The organism is Blautia sp. MSK.18.38, from assembly GCF_024460535.1.
In the GTDB taxonomy this organism is placed as follows: Bacteria; Bacillota; Clostridia; order Lachnospirales; family Lachnospiraceae; genus Blautia_A; species Blautia_A fusiformis.
On sequence record NZ_JANFYP010000002.1, the window covers coordinates 131,983 to 155,521 of the forward strand.

Below are 23,539 nucleotides of genomic sequence, written 5' to 3' on the forward strand. Positions count from 1 at the left end.
ATTTCTCATATTATTATTTTCTCAGCTTATCAATAAATGCAGCAAATTTCCCCTGTTCCCCACTATCCAGCGAACGGCTGTAAATATTTCTGAGCCAGGCCGTGATCACATCGATCAGGATCGGAGAAAATGTCATCAGAAGGAACACCAGAATGATCATTCCGAATTCCAGCGATCCCAGTGTCAGAAGATTCTGCAGAACCACCGCCGCACCGAAAAAGATCACCTGCATACTGTAAATGATCACCTTTCGATACTTATTCAGAGGTGCGTAAACTGTCTTAAGTGCCGCCATATAATTCCATCCTGTTACAAGCACACAGGCTGTATTCAGCATAGCATTGGAATGGTATACATTCTGGCATACCAGCATCACACTGAACACACAGCCCGTGATGGTCACAGCAGCCGGAAATGCATTCATAAATACATGACGCAAAAATGTATGGTCGATCTTCTCATAATTATTCTCCTGTGCCAGAAGGAATGTAGGAATACCAACAGCGCAGGCACTGATCAGAGACATCTGGATCGGCTCAAAGGGATAGGAATCCCCGAAGAAGATCGTGATCAGTGACAGCAGCACGGAAAAAATCGTTTTGATCAAAAACATAGATGCCGCAGTACGGATATTATTTACAACCCGGCGTCCCTGATTCACAATTTCCGGCATTGCTGCAAAATTAGAATCCAGCAATACCACATTGGCAATATTCTTGGCAGCATCACTGCCCTCAGCCATGGCAATACTGCAGTCCGCCTCTTTAAGCGCCAGAACATCATTGACACCATCACCGGTCATGGCAACCGTATGCTTCTGAGCCTGTAAAGCCTTCACCATTGCCTGCTTCTGCTGAGGTGTTACACGTCCGAACACACTATATTCTGCAACTGCCTCGTCCATCTGTTCCTGGGTTGTGATCGTTGTCGCATCGATATAATGCTCTGCATTTTTAAGGCCTGCACGTCTGGCAATTGCAGAAACCGTCACCGGATCATCACCGGAGATCACTTTCAGATCAACACCCTGACTTTCGAAATATGCCAGTGTATCCGGCGCCTCTGCACGGATCACATCGGTAATAAGCAAAAGTCCGACAGGTTCCAGTCCCTCCGGAAGCTCCGCTCCCTCACTCACATTTACACTATGGGCAAGAACCAGCACACGAAGACCTTCCTCTGCAAATCTGCCACAATACTCCATCAACTCCGGGTTCCCTTCCGGAAAAAGAAACTGCGCTGCGCCCATCAGATAAGTACCTGTATCTGTAAATGCAGCTCCGCTGTACTTCCTGTCAGAAGAAAACGGGATCACATGATCCAGCTCCATATCCTGAGATACTTTAAATCTTGCCCTGAGTGCATCGGCAGTGGCATTCTGATCCTTCAGCACAGAAAGCAGATTTCCCATGATATGCTCGATCTCCCGGATCTTCTCCGGATCTTCCTGACTATGTTTCTCCGGGTCAGCTTCTGACTTTTCCTGTAATACGAGATTCGCGCTTCCATCCTCCTTTGCGATCGCATCTGTTGCTGAAACTGCAGAAGTCGCAGAACTCTCAGTTCCATCGCTGTCACCTTCGCCGGATTCAGGATCTTTCCCGGATATTTTCTCTGAAATCTCATCATACACCGGCGGATAGCTCTCCACCGCCTCCACACACATGGTACCCTCTGTGATAGTTCCTGTCTTATCCAGGCAGAGCGTATCCACGCGTGCAAGAGTTTCTATACAGTACAGCTCCTGCACCAGCGTCTTCTTCTGGGCCAGCTTCAGCGCACCCAGAGTCAGTGCCACACTGGTAAGAAGGACCAGTCCCTCCGGGATCATTCCCAGGACCGCTGCAACCATATTGACAACAGAATCCCGGATATTGTCTCCCACAAAATAATACTGTTTATAAAAAAGCAGCGCACCCATTGGTACGATAATGATACTGATCACCTTCAGAATGGCATTCAGGGAATTTCTAAGCTCTGAATTATGTCGTTTGAATTCCTTTGCCTCGCTGGTGATCCTTGACGCATAGTTGTCACTTCCCACATGGATGATCTGGCAGCAGGCCTGTCCCGCCGTCACAAAGCTTCCGGAAAAAAGCTCATCTCCCGGATTCTTCGGAAGATTGTCTGCCTCACCGGTAAGCAGAGATTCATTGACCTCAAGGCTTCCCTCCAGGATCTTCGCATCTGCCGGAACCTGTTCTCCGGCCTTCAGGAATATCAGATCATCGACAACCAGCTTCTCTGTAGAAATTTTCCATTTTTTTCCTTCACGCAGAACAACCGTCTTGGATTCTGTCAGGATGGCCAGCTTGTCAATCGTCTTCTTGGCACGGACCTCCTGAATGATCCCGATCACGGTATTAATAAAAATGATTCCTACAAACATGGAGTTTTTGTAGGAACCAACCAGCAGTACGAGAACCAGCAGCACCAGGTTCAGAAAATTGAAGAATGTCAACGTATTCTCCAGAATGATCTGCTTATATGTCCTGGTGTTGGGGTTTTCGTTATTATTTACCTGGCCCTGCGCAATTCTTTCCTGAACTTCTTCGTTCGTAAGTCCTGTCATGCTTCTTACTTACCTGTCCTTTCAATGGCTTACGGTTCTGTTCAACTGAAGCTTGCTCATGCCCCGGTTATGATCGTAAATAAAAGGAATCAATACTCCTCTTCTGTATCCTCTTCACCCTCGTGGATATCAGACTTCGGTTTGGAAAGACCCTCGATCTTAATGTGATGTTTCTCTGCATAATCCCAGAGAGCTGCATGAATTGCTTCCTCAGCAAGCAGGGAACAGTGGATCTTTACCGGCGGAAGTCCGTCCAGAGCCTCCATAACGGCCTTGTTGGTTACTTCCATAGCTTCCTCAATGGTCTTGCCCATTACAAGTTCTGTTGCCATGCTGCTTGTTGCAACTGCTGCACCGCATCCAAATGTTTTAAATTTGCAGTCTTTGATAATATGAGTTTCGTCATCGATATCAAGGAATATTCTCATAATATCACCGCATTTTGCATTTCCTACAGTACCCACGCCACTTGCGTTCTCGATCTCACCGACATTACGTGGATGCTGAAAATGATCCATTACTTTTTCACTATACATTATTTTTTCCTCCTGGCAAGTATTTTTATTATTTTTTCTGCTTTTTAATAAAATCTTCATATAATGGAGACATGCTTCTTAAGTTTGCAGTAATATCTTTCAGCTTATCTACTACAAAATCAACATCCTCCATAGTTGTCTCCTCGCTTAAGGTCATACGGAGAGATCCGTGTGCGATCTCATGAGGAAGACCGATAGCTAACAGAACGTGTGACGGATCCAGAGAACCGGATGTACATGCGGAACCGCTGGATGCACAGATTCCGAAATTATCAAGCATCAGAAGAAGTGACTCTCCCTCGATGAACTGGATGCTTACATTTACGTTGTTCGGAAGACGTTTTACTTTATCTCCATTGAGACGTACGTACGGGATCTCTGTGAGGATCCTGCTGATCATATGATCTCTGATCTCGATTTCTTTTGCAGTACGCTCTTTCATGGACTTGTTTGCACGCTCTGCTGCAAGACCGTATCCTACGATACCAGGAACGTTCTCTGTACCTGCACGACGTTTTCTCTCCTGTGCTCCGCCATGTACGAAGGAGCGGATCTTAACACCCTTACGGATATAGAGGAAGCCGATTCCCTTCGGTCCGTTGATCTTATGTCCGCTGGAGCTGAGCATATCAATATTGAACTCATCTACATTGATCGGGATCTGGCCGAATGCCTGAACAGCGTCTGTATGGAACAGGATTCCATGCTCATGTGCAATCTGTCCGATCTCTTTCAGCGGCTCAAGAGTACCAATCTCATTGTTTGCAGCCATAACAGAGATCAGGATGGTCTCCGGTGTAATGGCTTTCTGAAGCTCATCCAGGTCAATGAAACCATTCTCATCTACATCCAGGTATGTGACCTTGGCACCACGCTCTTTTTCAAGGTACTCGCAGGTATGAAGGATGGCATGATGCTCGATCTTTGTTGTGATGATATGGTTTCCTTTATTTTTATATGCCTCAAAGGTCGCTTTCAGAGCCCAGTTATCAGACTCGGAACCACCTGCTGTAAAATAGATCTCCTCTTTTTTGGCTCCGATCACATCTGCGATCTGCTGTCTTGCCTTTGCGATGGCAGCCTTGCTGTTTGCCGCAAAATCATAAACGGTTGAAGCATTTCCATAAAACTCTGTAAAATACGGCAGCATAGCCTCCACAACTTCCGGTGCGGTCTTTGTGGTAGCCGCATTGTCCAGATATATCATTTTTCCCATTTTCTTTTCCTCCTGTTCAGGATAATTATTTTTCGTGTATTCTCCGGCTTTCTTCGATCAGCTCACTGAGCATCAGGGTATCCACTGCATCTGTGATGCTGTCGTTGATCCTCTTCCACACTAATTTAGCCACGCAGAGATCAGAACCCTGGCAGCCACCGTCACCTTCTGTTCCCGGACATGTTGCAGCCTCCAGGCCACCCTCCAGGACACGAAGGATATCTCCCACTGAAATCTCTTCTGCCGGTCTTCCAAGAAAGTATCCTCCGGCTGCGCCGCGGACACTCTTCACAAGGCCCGCTTTCTTCAAAAGTGCCATCAGCTGCTCCAGATAGCTGACTGATATATTCTGACGGCCCGCAATACTCTGAAGCGAGACCGCTTCTTTTTCACTGTAAAGACCAAGGTCTATCAAAGCCTTAAGTCCGTATTTTGCTCTTGTTGACAGTTTCATCCGCTCACCTCTTTTTTTCAATTCCCAGTGTTTCCCTCGGATTTCATGTTTACTCTATCAGAAACATATGGTTCTGTCAAGACTAACTTCTTCATATACTGACAAAAAAGACTCAAGGTTATCCATGTCAAAAAAAATATTTCTCAAAGGAACCCTGATTCTTGCCTGCACAGGCCTTATCAGCCGTATCGCAGGTTTCTTTTATAGAATATTCCTCTCCCATGCCATTGGTGCGGAAGGTCTTGGTTTGTATCAGCTGGTTCTTCCTCTCCAGGGACTTATGGCCGCTTTATCCTATACAGGGATCCAGTCTGCCCTTTCACGCCTGATCGCGTCCAGACTTGCCCTTCAGGAGAAAAAGGAGGCACGTTTTTCGCTTGTCACAGGAACACTTATGGCTGTCTTTTTTTCTGCTGCAGCCGGTTTTCTGCTTTTTCAGCACGCATATTTTTTTGCTTCCGCAATTCTGAAAACACCGCAAACTGCCGGTCTTCTTCGCATAACAGCTGTCAGTATTCCTCTCTGTGCCATTCATTCCTGCATTGACAGCTATTATTATGCCCGGAAAAAAGCCTCTGTTCCGGCAGCCGTGCAGCTCTCGGAGCAGTCTGCACGGATCGGCACTACCTATATCCTGTATCTGATCTTTCTTTCCGAAGGACGTCCGATCACTGCATTGATCGCAGCGGGAGGTTCCCTTGCCGGAGAGACTGCCGCTTCGCTGGTGTCGCTGCTGGTAGTTTCCTTTCATTTCGGAAATCACCCTGTACACGAAAAGACTCCCGTCAGGATCTTTCCGCTGATAAAGGACCTTTTCACACTGTCTTTTCCCATTTCCCTGAACAGGATCCTTCTGACACTTCTCGGCAGCATAGAAGCGGTCCTGATCCCACAGATGCTTCTGCGTTCCGGCATGACAGCCTCAGACTCACTGAAGATCTATGGGATCTTTACAGGAATGGCACTGCCCCTGCTCCTGTTTCCTTCCACACTTACGTCTTCCGCCGCTGTAATGCTGATGCCTTCCATCGCACAGCTTGATGCACTGGGAAAGCAGAAGCAGATCCGCCGTGTCACAGAACAGACCTTTTTTCTGTGCATGTTCCTGGGATTTCTATGCGGAAGCGGATTCTTTCTTTTTGGCCCATTCCTCGGAGCATTGCTTTTTCACAGCCAGACTGCCGGAACCTACATACGGTATCTGTCTTTTATCTGTCCTTTTCTTTATACAAACACCATGCTCACCAGCATCCTGCAGGGACTTGGAAAACCGGGGCTCTGCCTGATCCACAGTATTGCCGGCATTCTCATCCGTATTTTCTCCGTTGTTTTTATAATTCCGGCAACGGGGATCCGAGGCTATTTTTACGGAATTTTTCTGGGTGAGCTGCTGCTTACTCTTCTACACGTGAAAGCGCTAAAATTTCCCTATCGACAATCGGCCAATAATCGTTTATAATAAATAATCGAAATGTCTATAGTTATGGAGGAATAAAGTACTATGAGTTTTGAATTCATAAAAAAACTGCCAACTCCTGAGGAAATCCGCAATCAGTATCCGCTCGATGCTGAACTTCAGGCGCTCAAGGAGAAACGCGATGCTGAGATTCGCGACGTTTTCACCGGAAAATCCGATAAATTCCTCGCTATCATCGGACCATGTTCTGCAGATAACGAAGATGCCGTATGCGATTATCTTTTAAGACTTCGCAAAGTTCAGGAAAAGATCGAGGATAAAGTCCTTATCATCCCGCGTGTTTACACAAACAAGCCACGTACGACCGGTGAAGGATACAAGGGAATGGTCCATCAGCCGGATCCTGAGAAAAAACCGAACCTTCTTGCCGGACTGATCGCGATCCGCAAGATGCACATGCGTGCTATCCGCGAAAGTGGCTTCACCTGTGCAGATGAGATGCTTTACCCGGAGAACTACCGTTATCTCTCTGATCTGCTTTCCTACGTTGCTGTAGGCGCACGTTCTGTTGAAGATCAGCAGCACAGACTGACTGTCAGCGGCATGGATGTTCCGGCTGGTATGAAGAACCCTACCAGTGGTGACTACAGCGTTATGCTGAACTCCATTGTTGCAGCACAGGGCGCTCATCGTTTTATTTACAGAAGCTGGGAGGTTGAGACTACCGGCAACCCACTCTCTCACGCAATCCTTCGCGGTGCAGTAAACAAGCATGGGGAAGCGATCCCGAACTACCATTACGAGGATCTTCGTCTTCTCTATGACAAATACCATGCAAAGAACCTTGCCAACCCGGCAGTGATCGTGGATACCAACCACTCCAACTCCAACAAGCATTACGAGCAGCAGGTTCGTATCGCAAGTGAGGTTCTTCACAGCCGTCAGGTAGATCCTGAGCTTCACTCCATGGTAAAGGGTCTCATGATCGAGAGCTATATCGAGCCAGGCAACCAGAAGATCGGCGGAGATCACATCTACGGAAAATCCATCACAGATGCCTGCCTTGGTTGGGATGAGTCTGAGAAGCTGCTTTACACGATCGCTGAAAATTGCTAAGTTCTGTCTGATCTGCACTTCAGGGAACAGACATTTGTGATCCTTTTACACTTTATGTTCAAAAAAAGAACCGGCATTCTTCCATTTTGGAAGCTGCCGGTTCTTTTTTGAACGCGTTTTTTATATTATTTCTTACAGATCAATGCCTCGGATGTGCTTTCATATATACGTCTCGCATTTTCGCAACGCCAAAATTCAGATAGACCTGTGTGGTGGAAATATCCGAATGTCCAAGCATTTCCTGCACACTCTTCACGTCCGCTCCATTCTGCAGCATATGTGCGGCAAAAGAATGTCTCAGTGTATGCGGCGTGATATCATGCTGAATCCCGGCTTCCTCTGCATATCCCTTCAGAACCTTCCAGAATCCCTGTCTGCTCATGGATTTTCCTGAACAGTTGGTAAAAAGACTCTCCGTCTCATTTTCTTTCACAAATTTTCCACGGGCTTCCTTCAGATATTTCTCCATGGCTGTTTTGCATACATTTCCTATCGGGATCACCCGTTCCTTATCCTCATCGTGACAGACTACATAACCAAGCCGCAGATTGAGATCCTCCAGATTCAGCCGCAAAAGTTCACTGACGCGCATTCCTGTAGCATACAAAAGCTCCAGCATGGCACTGTCCCGGATTCCCTTCGGTGTATTCAGATCCGGCTGTTTCAAAAGGCGGTCTACCTCATCCACAGTAAGGATCTCCGGCATCCGCTTCTCAACCTTGGGCGGCTTCAGTTCCAGAGACGGATCCCTCTCGATCCTGTTCTCCTGATAAAGATACTGAAACAAGGCACGGATAGATGCTACATTTCTGGAGATCGTTGAGGAAGCGAACTGTCCTCTCTCCATATAGCTGAGATAGCCTTCCAGCTCCAGTTCTCCTACATCTCGGATATCATAGATCCCACGATCTGCAAAATACACTGCCATCTTCTTCAGGTCTCTCTGGTAAGATACTTCTGTATTATGTGACGTCCTTTTTCTATTATGTAAATATGTAATAAATTCCCGTATCTCTATGTCCATTTCTCTGCATCCCGTTTCTCTAAAATCATACTCGTTTATGACTGAATTATACTGTGAATTTTACATAAAATCAAACAGTTTTTCATCGTAAAACCGCACAATTTCAACACTTTCCGGCACAAACCACCAAATATCGCAGATTTTATGGAAACCATCACTAGATATTGTGGAAATTTTCCTCAAAAAAATTTCAGGCCCTTTATAACTTTTTCTACGATCCAAGGATTCAGAAAACTTTCTGCGAGGATTCCTCCTGTATACAGCAGAAAAACTGTGATCCCCTGCCGAAAATAAGCCCCTGTTTTCTGCGGCACAAGTCCATAATTTTTCCAGATCCCATACGATTGTCTGTATACGATACCTGCAAGATAAAAATACGCCGGAATATAGACCAGATACTGCGGCATCAGAAGTCCGGCGCCGGCCACACCGCCATAAATACCAAATTCCAGAACCGATAATGCCAGGATCATTCCTGTCTCCATTCCCAAAAACAGCATATATGCGACCGTCAAAGGCACTCCGAATATTGTAAATCCGCATAAAAACAACAGAAGAAAAAAACCTCCTCTTCGTCGCAGCACTTCCAGGAAATAAGCTCCGCCGGAAATATCTTTTCCTGCAAAGCTGCGGATCAGATAAAAAGAAGCCAGGGTTTTCTGTTTCCACTCCATTTTCCAGATCAGATTCGGCAACACATTTCCCGCAAAAAATCCGGTCATAAAAAGAAGCTCCGCCGGAAAACGTCCGGCATTTTTCCACTTCCGGTTCTCTGTCTTACTCTCCATTTACTCACCCTGTACCAGTTTACGCCTGTTTTTCCAGTAATATGACCGTTTTTCCACATGACAAAAAAAGGCCGGCCAGCTAAAAAGCTGTCCGGCCTTTGATATTTCCAGAACTTTCTTCCATTGAAAGCTTATTTTGCGTAGTCAACCGCTCTGCTTTCACGGATCACATTAACTTTGATCTGTCCAGGATACTCAAGCTCTGCCTCGATCTGCTTTGCAATATCTCTTGCAAGGAGAACCATATCTGCATCACTTACATGATCCGGCACGACCATAACACGAATTTCTCTTCCTGCCTGAATAGCAAAAGATTTCTCTACACCCTTGAATTCATTGGTGATATCCTCAAGCTGTTTCAGACGATTGGTATAGGTTTCCAGGGTCTCACGTCTTGCTCCAGGTCTTGCTGCGGAAATTGCATCAGCAGCCTGTACAATACACGCGATCAGAGATTCCGGCTCCACATCACCATGATGAGACGCAACCGTGTTGATAACGATCGGGGACTCCTTGTATTTCTTGCAGAGATCTACACCGATCTGAATATGAGAACCTTCTACCTCATGGTCAATGGATTTACCAATGTCATGAAGAAGTCCGGCACGCTTGGCCATACGCACATCCACACCAACTTCTCCTGCAAGAAGTCCGGAAAGCTGTGCAACCTCAATTGAATGTCTCAGAGCATTCTGTCCATAGCTTGAACGGAATTTCATACGTCCAAGAAGCTTCAGAAGTTCCGGATGGATTCCGTGTACCCCTACATCCATGGCAGCATTCTCACCGTCTTCCCGGATCTGTGCTTCCACTTCTTTCTGGGCTTTCTCTACCATCTCTTCAATTCTTGCCGGATGGATACGGCCATCCACAATCAGTTTCTCAAGAGCCACTCTGGCGATCTCTCTCCTGATCGGATCAAATGCGGAGAGTACCACTGCCTCCGGTGTATCATCAATGATCAGATCCACACCGGTAAGTGTCTCAAGTGTACGGATGTTACGGCCTTCACGACCGATGATCCTTCCCTTCATTTCATCACTTGGAAGCTGTACCACAGAAATCGTTGTCTCGGAAACATGATCCACTGCACATTTCTGAATGGCATTGACTACATATTCCCTGGCTTTCTTATTGGCATCTTCCTTTGCTCTGTTCTCAAGCTCTTTATAGAGTCTTGCAACATCCACCTTTACGTCATCTTCTACAGATTTCAGTAATTCTTCTTTTGCCTGTTCGGAGGTAAGACCTGAAACTCGTTCCAGTTCCTGTACTCCTTTTTCCTCAAGTTCATTTACTCGTTTTTCTTTTTCTTGTAACTCGTTAAATTTCGCTGTACATTCCAGCTCACGCTTCTCCACTGCATTGGCTTTTTTGTCAACAGATTCCTCTTTTGACAAAACTCGCTTCTCGTATCTCTGCAGCTCGTTTCTCCGTTCCTTGGTTTCCCTTTCCAGTTCATTTTTAGTTCGCAGAGATTCTTCCTTTACTTCAAGTAAAGTTTCACGTTTCTTGGTCTCTGCTGCTTTCAATGCTTCATCAAGAATATTCCTTGCCTTATCCTCTGCTGTACCTATGATTTCCGCATCCTTACGTACTTTCTTGTCAACAGCAACCTTGCAAGTAACAGGAACTGCAATAAGTAGCGTGACTACCACAGCGACAATAACACCGATAATTGTGCCTGCCACAGGAGCACCTCCTTATTTAGTTTTCATTGTACAAATACAACAATACAAGTTTAGCTGTTTTTCACATTTATGTCAAGTTTTTCTCATGAAAAAGCAGATTTTGGTTAGCATATATAAACTGGCTCTTTTTCTCCGCAGAGTCATTCCATATCACGGTTCACCCGGATGTTCATTTCTTCCAGGGTATGGGAAATATCCTCATACCGGAACGCTCGTCTGGCCAGATATCCATACAGCCTTCGCATCTGTCCTTCACCAAGCTCTGTGTCCGGCGCATATTTCTTCTCGATCGTCCTGCGTAATATCTCCCGCTCGTCCGGTTCCATAAGCTCTTCCATCTCATTCCAGGCATCTAGGGCAGTCTGACGGTCCACACCCTTTAACTGAAGTTCCGAGAGGATCTTCTGACGGCTCCTGGTTTCCATGCGGAAGGAGATATAGGTTCTGGCATAACGGGCATCGTTGATATACCCATAGGACTTCACATAAGCAATGGCATCTTCTACTGCCTCCGGTGAAAATTCAGCCTGACGGAGTTTATCCGTCAGGCCTTTCTCTGTGCGGTCCATATGTTCCAGAAGCCGCATGGCTTTCTTTCTTGCACGGTTTCGTTCTTCCAGATCCAGCATGGATTACTCTTCCTTCTCTGTATCTTCTGCCTGTACTGCTGCTTCTACTGTCTCATCTGCCGGATCCAGATGATAATGTACACGAACCTTCTTCTCGATCTCATCGCGGATCTCCGGATGCTCTCTCAGAAATAATTTGGCATTCTCACGTCCCTGTCCAATCTTATCCCCTTCATATGCATACCAGGCTCCGCTCTTGTTTACGATGGAGCATTCTGCAGCCAGATCCAGGATATCTCCCTCTCTGGAAATACCGGTTCCGAACATGATATCAAACTCTGCCTGCTTAAATGGCGGAGCCACCTTGTTCTTAACTACTTTCACACGGGTGTGGTTTCCAACCATCTCTCCACCCTGCTTCAATGTTTCCACACGGCGTACATCCATACGGACAGATGCATAGAATTTCAGCGCACGTCCACCGGTTGTAGTTTCCGGATTGCCAAACATCACTCCAACCTTTTCACGAAGCTGGTTGATAAAGATCACCACGCAGTTGGACTTGCTGATAACAGCTGTCAGTTTACGGAGTGCCTGTGACATCAGACGGGCCTGCAGACCTACATGGCTGTCTCCCATATCTCCTTCGATCTCAGCCTTGGGGACCAGGGCTGCAACAGAGTCCACGATCACGATATCCACAGCACCGGAACGTACCATAGTCTCTGTGATCTCCAGCGCCTGCTCTCCGTTATCCGGCTGTGAAATATAAAGGTTGTCGATATCAACACCTATACTCTTGGCATAAACAGGATCAAGAGCATGCTCCGCATCGATAAATCCTGCAATTCCGCCTCTCTTCTGCACTTCAGCGACCATATGTAAGGCTACCGTTGTCTTACCACTGGACTCCGGTCCGTAGATCTCCACGATACGTCCCTTGGGAACACCACCTACACCAAGGGCGATATCCAGGCTTAAGCATCCTGTGGGAACTGCCTCCACCTGCATATGGGAACTGGAATCTCCCAGCTTCATGACAGAGCCTTTACCGAACTGTTTCTCAATATTTCCAAGAGCCGCTTCCAGCGCCTTCTGCTTCTCTTCACTGATCATTATGTAATCTCCTATTCTTTATTCTCTTTCTAATCAGGTTTCCTTTAATTCGAACCTTTGTTCGTGTTTTCTGTATTACATAGTATTATAAAACGGAATGATTGTCAATAAGATACTTGAAAATCTCTCTGTTTTTTTGTTGACAGGATCTCTGAAAATCCGACAAAAGGCTTCCAATACATGATTTCTTTTTTCTCTCTGAATGCAAAAAAGCAGATAAAAAGATTTCCCTCTTCATCTGCTTTTTATGCAATATATTTTCTGTCACTGATCGTTTGTCAGCTTCAGTTTGTCCAGAATATAGAATACAAGGCTTAATGCCATGGCAACCACACATGCCAGCACCATACCGGTAAGCTCAACATTTCCAAGCTTCAGGGCAATTCCGGAAAGACCTACAACAAAGACAACGCTTGTCAGCGTCAGATTTCTGGACTTGCTGTAATCCACGTGATTGTCAACCAGCATACGAAGGCCGGAGGTTCCGATCATTCCGTAAAGAAGGAAGGAAATCCCACCGATCACCGGACCGGGAATGGTACTGATCAGGGCTGCCAGTTTACCAAGGAAGGAACAGCAGATAGAAAGCACTGCCGCACCACCGATCACCTGTACACTGTAAACCTTTGTCACTGCCATGACACCGATGTTCTCACCGTAAGTAGTTGTCGGCACAGAACCAAGGCATCCGGAAACTGTGGTAGAGAAGAAATCTGCAAACAGGGATCTGTGAAGACCCGGATCTTTCAGAAGATTCCTTCCAACAATCTTTCCGGTTACGATCTGATGGCCGATATGCTCGGAGGTTACCAGAAGCAGGGCCGGAAAGATCGTCATAATGGCCTCAAAATTAAATTTGGGAGATGTAAAGTTGGGAAGAGCCAAAAATGCCGCTTCCCTTACCTGTGTAAAATCCAGAAGCCCACATGCACCTGCTGCCACATATCCCGCAATGATCGCGATCAGGATCGGAATAACAGAAAGGAAGCCCCGGAACAGGATCTGTCCGAATACCGCAACTCCAAGTGTGACCAGAAATACGATCACATTCTTCGGATCTACCTTATCGTCCAGAAGCCCTGCCGTACTTGCCGCATTTCCCGCAAGCTCCAGACCGATCAGTGCCACTACCGGTCCCATTGCCGCTGTAGGAAGCACGATATCAATCCAGTCTGTTCCGCACTGGCGGACAATCATTGCCACACACATCCCAGCAATACCCAGAACAACGAAACCACCAAGGGCATACTCATATCCATACTTGCTGATCACCAGAAGAGCCGGTGAAAGGAAGGCAAAACTGGAGCCCAAATAAGCCGGTGCCTTTCCTTTTGTGATGAAAATAAAAAGGAGTGTTCCCACACCATTCATCAGAAGCACAATAGCCGGACTGATACCAAAAAGGAATGGCACCAGTACGGATGCTCCGAACATGGCGAACATGTGCTGGATACTTAACGGTATCAGCATCTTTGCAGGTACTTTTTCTTCGACCTGTATGATTCTTTTTTCCACTCTCAAATCCTCCTGTTTTTTATTATCTCACAGATTATAGCACAGGTTTTCACATCGTGGGAGATTTTTTCTGAAAATATACGGATACTGTGTGGTATACTGTTATTATCTCCGGAAAAACAGGCGGATTCCATAAATACAGCTGCCGTCTGTTCCGGAAGGAATTTTTCAGAAAGGAATATTCTTCTATGAAAGCATACCAACGACTTCTATCCTATGTAAAAATATCCACACCCAGCAATGAAGAAAGCTCTTCTTCCCCCTCTTCCCAGTGCCAGTTTGACCTGGCCCGGCTTCTTGTGGAGGAACTGAAAGATCTTGGGATCTCTGATGTGTCTCTGGATGAACACTGTTACGTTTATGCACATCTTCCTGCTACAGAAGGTCTGGAGCACTGCAAAGCACTGGGTTTTATTGCTCATATGGATACGGTTTCCGATTTCTGCGACCATGCAGTCACACCGATGATCACAGAAGATTACGATGGAAAAGAGCTCCCTCTCGGCACAAGCGGCAGAACTCTTTCCCCGGAAATGTTCCCCCATCTTGCTTCACTTGCCGGGCGTACCCTGATCACCTCAGACGGAACCACGATCCTGGGCGCAGACGACAAGGCCGGCATTGCAGAGATCCTCACTGCGCTGGAGCATATCCTTACGGAAAAAATACCTCACGGACCTCTCTGCGTTGCTTTTACTCCGGATGAAGAGATCGGCATGGGACCGGCCCACTTTGATGTAAAAAAATTCGGTGCGGATTATGCATATACCCTGGACGGTGATACGGAAGGCGAGATCCAGTACGAAAACTTTAACGCCTGCAATGCAAAAGTAACCTTCCAGGGTGTTAATGTACATCCCGGTTCTTCCAAAAATACTATGATCAACGCAGCCCTCGTTGCCATGGAATTTAACTCCATGCTTCCGGCAGCGGACACTCCCAGGAATACAGAAGACTACGAAGGATTTTTCCATCTGTGTTCCATGAAAGGAGATGTTTCCCAGGCTGAGCTTCAGTATATTGTCCGGGATCACGATGCCGCTTCTTTTGAGATCCGTCAGAAAACGCTCACACATATCACGGAGATCCTCAATGAAAAATGGGGGGAAGGTACCGTAACTCTTACCATCACCCAGCAATACCGCAATATGAAAGAAATCATCGATACCTGCCCATGGCTGATATCTCTGGCAGAGGAAGCCTGCCACAGCTGCGGTGTCACACCGCTGATCCTGCCTATCCGCGGCGGCACAGACGGTGCACAGTTAAGCTTTATGGGACTGCCCTGCCCGAATCTCGGAACCGGCGGACATGCCTATCACGGGCCTTATGAGCATATTACAGCAGAAGGAATGGATGCCGCTGTGAACGTTACTCTGGAGATCATAAGACTGTTTTCACAGAGAAAAGACTGAAAAGAAACTTTTCTTCGAAAGTCTGCATTCCCTGAAATCTGATATAATGAAAAAATACTCACAGATCCTCCGGCTGGAAATTTGCCGAAACAGATCTGTGAGTATTTTTTTCTATGCTAGCTGTGTTCACTTTGAGTTCTGCACCGAATAACTGTATTGCCGTTTACTGATCGGACTTACAGATCAGATGATCTTCATCATTCTCGCCAGCTTCTTCATATATCTTCCACCAGGCATCATACCCAGCTCTTCTTCACCGGGCTTGCTTACAAACAGATATACAATAAAGTATACAACTGCTGCCAGGATCACGGAAATGCCTAGGCAGATCACATTGGAATGGATCAGTGCATACAGACCGTAATACACCACTCCCGCAACAACCCCCATCGGGATAGATGCAAGGAACGGGCTTAAATAAGCACTTCTCCACGGATTCTTATAGCCCATATATTTCTTGATGGAACGGTCGTTGAGAAGACACATCACAACTGCATAAACGATCTGGGCGATGACAATGGTATAAACACCAAGATTGGTAAATACCAGCAGCAGGGCCATGGCTATCACATCTGCCACCAGTGCAATGGCTGCATGGATCATCGGGAGCTTCGGCTTGCCGATTCCCTGAAGTACACCGTTGGTGATATTGGAGTTGCCATTCAGGATAATGGTGATTCCTCCCAGGATCAGAAGCTGTCCGCCTACGCCATTGGTTCCCGGGAAGATCAGTCTCGTGATCGGTCCGGAAAGAACTGCAAGACCTACTGCCGCCGGAATGGAGATCAGCATACTGATCCATGTGGCACGGTCTGTCTTCATATTTGCACCTTCAATATCGTGCATTGCATAATGCGCGGAAACCTCAGGGATCATAGATGTCGGTGCTGTACTTGCCAGGGTAAGCGGGATATTGATCAGCGTCATATAATATCCGTACTCGGAATACAAGGTCTGGATCACGTCCTTGGCAGCACCCTTGATATCCATGATACCGGAATACATATAGCTGTTGATATATCCGTTTACATTATAAATAAAAGCACTGAGAATGATCGGCATGATGATGAGCACGATATTACTCATTACATGACCCATACTCTCATTTACAGAATGGCGGTCATTGACGATCCTTTTCCGGATGATCTTACGGTTTACCCCATAAACGATCAGCATAAAGATCAGCGCGGAAGCCACACCTGCTCCGGTACCCATGGTAGCACCTGCCGCACCCCAGCGATGGACCAGATCCATATCTCCTGTTGCGGAAAAATGCTGGATAAATACATGTGACATCAGAAGCGCAAAGGTTGCCACAAAGATCTGCTCAATGATCTGCGAGATCGATGTAGGCATCATATTGCGGTATGCCTGAAAATATCCACGGAATACACCGCAGAGACCGGACATGAAAATTGTGGGCGCAAGCATCTGCAGTGCCAGACGGGCGTTAGCCATACTGTCCGGAACCAGGATTCCTGCACCAAATACACAGATCAGCGCCACGATACCGCCGGCAACTGCCGCATAGATCAGTGCACCGTAAAATACCTTCTGTGCATCCTTATATCTGTGAAAAGCGATCTTCTCTGCCATGATCTTGGATACAGCCTGAGGAATACTGAAGGACGCGATCATCAGCAGGATAAAATATACATTCTGTGCAAACTGGAAAAGTGCAAAGCTCTGACTTCCCAGTGTAGTTGAAAGCGGACTCTTGTACAGCATTCCGATGATCTTGGAGATCAGCGCCGCAACCATAAGAAAAGATGCGTTTTTCACAAGTGTGTTATCATTTTTTTTACCCATTTTACTTTCCTTAACTTAAATATTCTCAATCTGCCAGTCAACAGGTTCTACCCCATTGGCTTTCAAAAATTCATTAGCCTTGCTGAAATGCTTGCATCCGAAAAATCCCCGGTAGGCAGAAAGGGGACTTGGATGTGGTGCTTCCAGGATCAGATGCTTCGGATTATGAAGCATGGATGCCTTCATCTGAGCAGGCCGCCCCCAGAGAAGAAACACGATCGGGCGATCCTCCTGGTCCAGGATCCGGATGGCCGCATCGGTAAACTGTTCCCAGCCGATCCCTCTGTGGGAATTAGCCTGATGTGCACGTACAGTCAGCACTGTGTTCAAAAGAAGCACGCCCTGCTTTGCCCATTTTTCCAGATTACCGTTGTTTGGGATATAACATCCCATATCATCCTCAAGTTCCTTATAAATATTCACCAGAGATGGCGGTGTTTCCACACCTTTTTTTACGGAAAAGCAAAGCCCATGAGCCTGTCCGTCATTGTGATAAGGGTCCTGTCCCAGGATCACAACCTTTACCTGATGCAGAGGCGTAAAATGAAACGCATTGAACATATCTTCCGGCGGCGGAAAAATCTTTCTTGTTCTGTATTCTGTCATCACGGTTTTATAAAGTTTGGCATAGTAGGGCTGATGAAACTCACCTTTCAGTGCCTCCTGCCAGTCTCCTGCTATAGGAGCCATATCTATCACCTCTCATCCAACTTATCTTCTCACGGAAATTCCTTTTTCCGCAAGGTAATCCTTCACTTCCCGGATCTCCAGCTCTTTGTAGTGGAACAGAGATGCTGCCAGTGCCGCATCTGCTCCGCCTTCTGTCAGTGCATCATAAAAATGCTCCAGGGTTCCGGCACCACCGGAGGCGATCACCGGGATGGAAACCGCATCTGCAACGGCCCTTGTAAGTTCAATATCATACCCGGCCTTGGTTCCGTCACAGTCCATGCTGGTAAGAAGGATCTCACCTGCGCCAAGTTCTTCCACCTTCTTTGCCCATTCAAGAGCATCAATACCGGTATCCAGTCTTCCGCCATGTTTGTAGATATTCCAGCCGCCATCCTGTCTTCTCTTGGCATCAATGGCAACTACTACACACTGGCTTCCGAATTTCTGTGCGGCCTCATGGATCAACTCCGGACGGTCGATAGCTGCGGAATTTACAGAAATCTTATCTGCACCTTCACGGAGAAGCTTCCGGAAATCATCTACGGTACGGATTCCTCCGCCTACGGTAAACGGGATAAATACGTTGGCTGCAACAGCTCTTACCATATCCACCACGGTATCACGCTCCTCGCAGGAGGCAGTGATATCAAGAAAAACAAGCTCGTCCGCACCGGCTGCATCGTAAGCTTTGGCAATTTCCACCGGATCTCCGGCATCCTTAAGATCAACAAAATTCACGCCTTTTACTACACGTCCTTTATTTACATCCAGACATGGAATGATTCTTTTTGTAAACATGATTATGCCTCCTTTCCGGTGCCTGACTCAAGTGCCGCAAAATTCTCAAGGATCTTCAAGCCCCACCGGCTGCTTTTTTCCGGATGGAACTGACACGCAAATACATTTCCCTTCTCCACAGACGCATGGATGCATGTGCTGTACTGAGTGGTCGCTTTCACGATTTCTTCCTCCTCTGCCTGAAGATAATAGGAATGTACAAAGTAAACGTAGGTGTTTTCCGGAATACCCTTAAATAATCTTCCGCTGTTCTGAATATGCAGGGAATTCCAGCCCATATGCGGAATCTTCAGTCCCGGACTTGGCGGGATGCGCAGGATTTTCCCCTTCAGGATTCCAAGACCTTCCACTCCCGGTGTCTCATCACTGCTCTCAAAAAGCAGCTGCAGTCCCAGGCATATCCCAAGAAAGGGTGTTCCCTTTTCCACGATCTCATGTATTACCGGAACAAGTCCGTATTTTTTGAGATTTTCCATAGCATCACCAAAGCTTCCAACCCCCGGAAGGATTACTTTATCCGCTTTCAGAAGCACCTGGGGATCTCTTGAGACGACAGTCTCCTGTCCCAGATACTGAAGTGCTTTTTCCACACTTTTGATGTTTCCTGCATCATAGTCAATGATTCCTATCATAATAATGCTTCCTCCTGCTCTTTTGTATCTCGATATTCCTCTCTCACCTTCGATTTACATTGCTTTAGTATAACGCAAAAACAGGCGGTTGCAAAGACTTTTCTCTGCTGCCGCCCATTTTTTCACATTATCACGGTAAAGTTTTATTATTTCCGGTCCAGTGTAAACCAGAATTCCACGCCATTATCAAAGTTCTGCACGCCATATTCCTGGTTCATGCTTTCCATAATGGCCTTTACAATGGATAAACCGATACCGCTTCCGCCGTATTCCCTAGTTCTCGCTTTATCAACTTTATAAAATTTATTCCAGAGATTCGGTACATCTGCCTCAGGGATCGGAGTCCCTGTGTTAAACACACTGATCTTCACACGGTTACCCTCATCCTGCAGCTTGATCTCGATTTCTTTCTCTCCCTCCAGATGGTTCAGGGCATTGCTTACATAGTTTGTCACAACCTCTTCGATCTTAAACTCATCGGCCCATACATAAACCGGCTTCTCCGCCTCAAAGATCACTTTTGCATTCTTCTGCCCGATCATGATATTCATGGTCTGAAGCACGCCGCGGATCAGGGATACGATATCAAACCGCTCCATTACAACTGCATCTTTGCCGGATTCCAGCTGATTCAGTGTGAGAAGATTTTTTACCAGTTTATTCATCTTGGAGGCTTCATCCATAATGACATCGCAATAGAACTCTCTGCTCTCAGGATCATCAGAAATATTTTCTTTTAAGCCTTCTGCATAGCCCTGGATCAGGGCAATGGGAGTTTTCAGTTCATGGGATACGTTATCCAGAAATTCCTTTCGCATCTTGTCGATCTTGATCTTGTCCTCAATGTCACGCTGCAATTCATTATTTGCAGATTTCAGTTCACTGATGGTAGTCTCCAGCTGTGAGGACATCCGGTTGAAATTATCTCCCAGAACATCGATCTCATTGCCGACCTTGCTCTCGTATTTTGCCTCAAAATCCAGATCTGACATTTTTCTGGAAAGTTCCGTAAGCTCACTGATGGGACGGGTGATCCTCCTGGTCACGACCATAATGACCAGACCACTTAAGATTATGATCATCAGACCTACCGCAAAGTAAAACTTATTGGAAATATCAGCGCTCTCCCGGATGCTCTCAAGGGGTGTCCTTATGATAAAATAATGTTCCTCATCCAGCTGTCCCCAGCATTCCACATAATCCATTCCCGCAAACCGGTCATGCGACTGCTGGATGGTATAATTGTCACCCTGCTTCAAGGTCCGGCTCTTATCTCCGTCCTCATCCAGATCATAGACATATCCGAACAGCTTGCTCTGAAGCATTTTTTCATTTTCGCCCCAGGAAAGCCAGCTGGTATTGCTGCTGTCAATGATAACCCAGGAAAGATTGTTTCTGGAGCAGGCTCTCTGGATCTCATCGGGAATACTCTCCATACCTTTCGAGCTGTTGCTGTTCATCATCTTGTCAATATCTGTATTTTCCAGAGTTGTTCGGAGGTCCAGAAGTACATCGATCTTTTTTGTCACATAATATTTTTCAAGAAAGGCGCCGTTGATCACGGTAATAGTCAGAATGGATAAAAACAGCAAACCGATAAAGTATGCTGTGATCTGATGGCGGAGACTGTGGATCTTTTTTATTTTTTCCTTCGGTTTTTTCATTCTCCTACCTCAAACTTATAGCCCATCCCCCAGACTGTCTTGATATACTCGCCCTTATCGCCCATTTTACTTCTCAGTTTTTTGACATGAGTATCAATGGTTCTGGCATCTCCGAAATAATCATAATTCCACACAGAATTCAGGATCTTTTCTCTGGAAAGAGCGATTCCCTCATTCTCCAGGAAATAAGTCAGAAGCTCAAATTCCTTGAAGCTCAGATCCATCGGTTTATCATCTACCGTTGCCTGATGCGCTGCCTTGTCAATGACAATCCCACCTGCTGAAAGTATCTCATCCGGGTTGCTCTGTCCCGTTCTTCGAAGAATGGCTTCTACACGTGCTACAAGGATCTTGGGGCTGAAGGGTTTGGAAATATATTCGTCCACCCCGAGTTCAAATCCCAGAAGCTCATCACGCTCATCTCCTCTTGCTGTCAGCATAATGATGGGAACCTTGGAATTTTTGCGGATCTCACGACATACTTCCCAGCCATCCATCTTCGGCATCATCACATCCAGGATCAGAAGCGCAATATCCTTTTCTTTATAAAAAATATCCATGGCCTCCTCACCGTCACCTGCTTCCAATACCTGGAAATTCTTTTTGGTGAGAAAATCCTTTACCAGTTTTCTCATTCTGCTCTCGTCATCTACTACAAGAATTTTTAATGCATCCATTCTATCTTCCTCCGTTTCTCAGTCGCTGTTCCGGGCAGCTGCTGACAGCCCGAAATGCTCTGTATCATCCCTCTTTACAAAAAGCTGAGCTTTTACTTCCGGTTCATTCTAAAGCGGATATTTCCATTCCGCTTTGCTACTGCTCATAATATATCACAGGTTTGTGTTGTGTGTGTGAACGTAATTTCATTTTTTTAATTTTATCCGCAAAAAAGGAGAACCCTCTAAAAGGATTCTCCGATCTTTTCTCCCATGAATACTCTTGTTTCAATTCCTTCACGGGAATTGTTTAAAATATCTTCATCCGGCTTTACCGCATTTTTTTCGGTGATCAGCACAATGGTGGAGCCGCCGAAAGCAAAATTTCCTTTTTCGTCTCCCCGTTTCACAAATGCTTTCCCTGGCCGGTTTTCGATTCTTCCGACAAGAAGAGCACCTACCTCCATCATCAGCACGGTACGGAAATTCTCTGTTTTCAAAAGAGAATACTCTCTGCTGTTTTCCTTGTAGATCGGATAGGCATCATTGGCCACGGGGTTGACTGTATGCAGGATCCCCGGGATCCTGATGCGTCCGGACTCCGCCGCATTGTCCGGATAAATATATCTGTGATAATCCTGAACACAGAGACGAAGCACCCACACATAGCCACCCTGATATCTCTTTCCAAGAAAAGGATTCCTGAGAAGCTCCTCTATGGTATATTCGGTCTGTTTGATATGAAGACGGGCTTTTTCATCTACCGGATACACACTCACCCTGCAGTCACAGGGACTAATAAAATGTCCCGGTTCCATATCAATATGGCGGGCACCCTCCCGGATCTTCCGCTTGAAAAAATCATTGTAGGAAGTATATTTACGCTTTTCATAATCACTCATATCCAGATGATTGAACCGTATAAAGGGTTTCACCGCTGCTGCCGAAAGCCTGGAATCCAGAATCCATCCCATGGCAATGGAAACAACAGGAGTGACCAGCGGCCGGATCAGCATGCGTCCGGCTACAGAACCGTAGATTTTTTCCAGAAGGTTGTTCTGAAAGGAATCCTCCTCTGTAATATGCCCCATTCTGTCCGCTGTCCGGATCATAGATTACCCCCTCTCTCCATGGAAAGCTTATAGAGATAATTGAACTTCCACCATCCTTCGTTGTAGAAAAGTACAAGAAGAACTGCCACAGCAACTACCGCAACAATGATCACCAGCTCCCTGTTGGTGGGCTTACGGAATTTAAAATCCAGGATAAACAGAAGTCCTACCGTCAGCATTGCGATATGAAGGAGCACCACAAACCATTTATACTCCGGAAAAAGCAGGGATACCACAAATAGAAGCGGCAGGACCACAGACATGGATGTGATGGGAAGTCCCTGATAATATTTTCGGTTTTCGGAGGTTTCATTCTGACGTTTTTCCTCCATAACATTGAAGTATGCCAGACGGATCAGGCCTGCCAGACCGTAAAATAAAAGAATAGCTATTCCGTAAATATGACACATTCCAAGCTTAAATCCTAGCACAATGGGAAGGATCCCGAAACAGACGATATCTGCAAGGGAATCGATCTGGATCCCGAAGCATTTCTCTTCCTCCGTTCTGTTCTTCTTAGTTCTTGCGATCTTTCCGTCAAACATATCGCACAGTCCGGAAAATGCAAGACAGCACACCGCTGCTGAAATATGGTCCGTCACAGCGCAGAAGATTCCGATCATGGAAGAAACTACGCTTATGTAAGTCATTATTACCGTGTAATCATAAAATCCTATCATTTGCACACCTCTTTTTTCTTTTTCATGTCAGGCTATATTCACAGTCCCACAGGAGACTTACCTGATCTGGGTCAAGCAGATCTCCGC

General features: G+C 46.2%; 21 protein-coding genes. 3 read left to right on the plus strand and 18 right to left on the minus strand.

Annotated features, from left to right (window positions below; genetic code table 11):
• Positions 1 to 13: 13 nt before the first annotated feature.
• The 4 genes from NE638_RS02040 to NE638_RS02055 form a co-directional block, all read right to left on the minus strand.
• Complete coding sequence (locus tag NE638_RS02040) at positions 14 to 2,572, minus strand: cation-translocating P-type ATPase (RefSeq protein WP_173745721.1); 2,559 nt, start codon at positions 2,570 to 2,572, stop codon at positions 14 to 16.
• Between the two features lie 89 nt (positions 2,573 to 2,661).
• Complete coding sequence (nifU, locus tag NE638_RS02045) at positions 2,662 to 3,108, minus strand: Fe-S cluster assembly scaffold protein NifU (RefSeq protein ID WP_015526995.1); 447 nt, start codon at positions 3,106 to 3,108, stop codon at positions 2,662 to 2,664.
• Between the two features lie 28 nt (positions 3,109 to 3,136).
• Positions 3,137 to 4,324 carry a cysteine desulfurase NifS gene (gene nifS, locus NE638_RS02050; RefSeq protein ID WP_021650819.1) on the minus strand — a complete coding sequence of 396 codons (1,188 nt, stop codon included), beginning with the start codon at positions 4,322 to 4,324 and terminating at the stop codon, positions 3,137 to 3,139.
• A 25-nt stretch (positions 4,325 to 4,349) separates the two neighbouring features.
• Positions 4,350 to 4,778 (minus strand): RrF2 family transcriptional regulator, encoded by a 429-nt coding sequence (locus tag NE638_RS02055; RefSeq protein ID WP_015526993.1) that lies wholly within the window; start codon positions 4,776 to 4,778, stop codon positions 4,350 to 4,352.
• 124 nt (positions 4,779 to 4,902) lie between these two features.
• Between NE638_RS02055 and NE638_RS02060 the strand changes: the two genes are divergently transcribed.
• Positions 4,903 to 6,237 carry a polysaccharide biosynthesis protein gene (locus NE638_RS02060; protein ID WP_173745722.1) on the plus strand — a complete coding sequence of 445 codons (1,335 nt, stop codon included), beginning with the start codon at positions 4,903 to 4,905 and terminating at the stop codon, positions 6,235 to 6,237.
• 42 nt (positions 6,238 to 6,279) lie between these two features.
• The gene (locus NE638_RS02065; protein ID WP_015526991.1) at positions 6,280 to 7,311 is read left to right on the plus strand and encodes a 3-deoxy-7-phosphoheptulonate synthase; all 1,032 of its coding nucleotides are present in this window, start codon (positions 6,280 to 6,282) and stop codon (positions 7,309 to 7,311) included.
• 139 nt (positions 7,312 to 7,450) lie between these two features.
• On the opposite strand, the gene xerD is transcribed toward NE638_RS02065, so the two are convergent.
• The 6 genes from xerD to uraA form a co-directional block, all read right to left on the minus strand.
• Positions 7,451 to 8,335, minus strand: coding sequence for a site-specific tyrosine recombinase XerD (gene xerD, locus NE638_RS02070; RefSeq protein ID WP_015526990.1), 885 nt, complete (start codon positions 8,333 to 8,335; stop codon positions 7,451 to 7,453).
• A gap of 179 nt (positions 8,336 to 8,514) precedes the next feature.
• Positions 8,515 to 9,123, minus strand: coding sequence for a stage II sporulation protein M (locus NE638_RS02075; RefSeq protein WP_092069579.1), 609 nt, complete (start codon positions 9,121 to 9,123; stop codon positions 8,515 to 8,517).
• A gap of 131 nt (positions 9,124 to 9,254) precedes the next feature.
• Entirely contained in the window at positions 9,255 to 10,814 is a 1,560-nt protein-coding gene (gene rny / locus NE638_RS02080; RefSeq protein WP_021650814.1) for a ribonuclease Y, read from the minus strand.
• Between the two features lie 140 nt (positions 10,815 to 10,954).
• A complete protein-coding gene (locus NE638_RS02085) occupies positions 10,955 to 11,443 on the minus strand; it encodes a regulatory protein RecX (protein ID WP_173745723.1) in 489 nt (162 codons plus the stop codon).
• Between the two features lie 3 nt (positions 11,444 to 11,446).
• A complete protein-coding gene (gene recA / locus NE638_RS02090) occupies positions 11,447 to 12,499 on the minus strand; it encodes a recombinase RecA (protein ID WP_173745724.1) in 1,053 nt (350 codons plus the stop codon).
• 264 nt (positions 12,500 to 12,763) lie between these two features.
• The gene (gene uraA / locus NE638_RS02095; RefSeq protein ID WP_173745725.1) at positions 12,764 to 14,014 is read right to left on the minus strand and encodes a uracil permease; all 1,251 of its coding nucleotides are present in this window, start codon (positions 14,012 to 14,014) and stop codon (positions 12,764 to 12,766) included.
• A gap of 188 nt (positions 14,015 to 14,202) precedes the next feature.
• Between uraA and pepT the strand changes: the two genes are divergently transcribed.
• Positions 14,203 to 15,429 (plus strand): peptidase T, encoded by a 1,227-nt coding sequence (gene pepT, locus NE638_RS02100; protein ID WP_173745726.1) that lies wholly within the window; start codon positions 14,203 to 14,205, stop codon positions 15,427 to 15,429.
• 183 nt (positions 15,430 to 15,612) lie between these two features.
• Here the strand turns inward: pepT and NE638_RS02105 are convergent, their stop codons facing one another.
• The 8 genes from NE638_RS02105 to NE638_RS02140 all read right to left on the minus strand — a co-directional run bounded on the left by NE638_RS02105 (position 15,613) and on the right by NE638_RS02140 (position 23,452).
• Positions 15,613 to 17,238 (minus strand): putative polysaccharide biosynthesis protein, encoded by a 1,626-nt coding sequence (locus NE638_RS02105; protein WP_021650806.1) that lies wholly within the window; start codon positions 17,236 to 17,238, stop codon positions 15,613 to 15,615.
• Between the two features lie 15 nt (positions 17,239 to 17,253).
• The gene (gene ung, locus NE638_RS02110; protein ID WP_021650805.1) at positions 17,254 to 17,928 is read right to left on the minus strand and encodes a uracil-DNA glycosylase; all 675 of its coding nucleotides are present in this window, start codon (positions 17,926 to 17,928) and stop codon (positions 17,254 to 17,256) included.
• A 21-nt stretch (positions 17,929 to 17,949) separates the two neighbouring features.
• A complete protein-coding gene (hisF, locus tag NE638_RS02115) occupies positions 17,950 to 18,708 on the minus strand; it encodes an imidazole glycerol phosphate synthase subunit HisF (RefSeq protein WP_059085355.1) in 759 nt (252 codons plus the stop codon).
• Positions 18,709 to 18,710: 2 nt separating this feature from the next.
• Entirely contained in the window at positions 18,711 to 19,340 is a 630-nt protein-coding gene (gene hisH / locus NE638_RS02120; RefSeq protein WP_021650803.1) for an imidazole glycerol phosphate synthase subunit HisH, read from the minus strand.
• Between the two features lie 146 nt (positions 19,341 to 19,486).
• On the minus strand, positions 19,487 to 21,004 hold the full coding sequence (locus NE638_RS02125; RefSeq protein WP_161208718.1) for a sensor histidine kinase: 1,518 nt from the start codon (positions 21,002 to 21,004) through the stop codon (positions 19,487 to 19,489).
• Complete coding sequence (locus NE638_RS02130; protein ID WP_015526981.1) at positions 21,001 to 21,681, minus strand: response regulator transcription factor; 681 nt, start codon at positions 21,679 to 21,681, stop codon at positions 21,001 to 21,003. The genes NE638_RS02125 and NE638_RS02130 overlap by 4 nt, the downstream gene beginning before the upstream one ends.
• 224 nt (positions 21,682 to 21,905) lie before the next feature.
• Positions 21,906 to 22,772, minus strand: a complete 867-nt coding sequence (locus NE638_RS02135) for a phosphatidylserine decarboxylase (protein WP_021650800.1) — start codon at positions 22,770 to 22,772, stop codon at positions 21,906 to 21,908.
• Positions 22,769 to 23,452: a CDP-alcohol phosphatidyltransferase family protein gene (locus NE638_RS02140; protein WP_021650799.1), complete on the minus strand. Its 684-nt coding sequence runs from the start codon at positions 23,450 to 23,452 to the stop codon at positions 22,769 to 22,771. The genes NE638_RS02135 and NE638_RS02140 overlap by 4 nt, the downstream gene beginning before the upstream one ends.
• Positions 23,453 to 23,539: the final 87 nt, after the last annotated feature.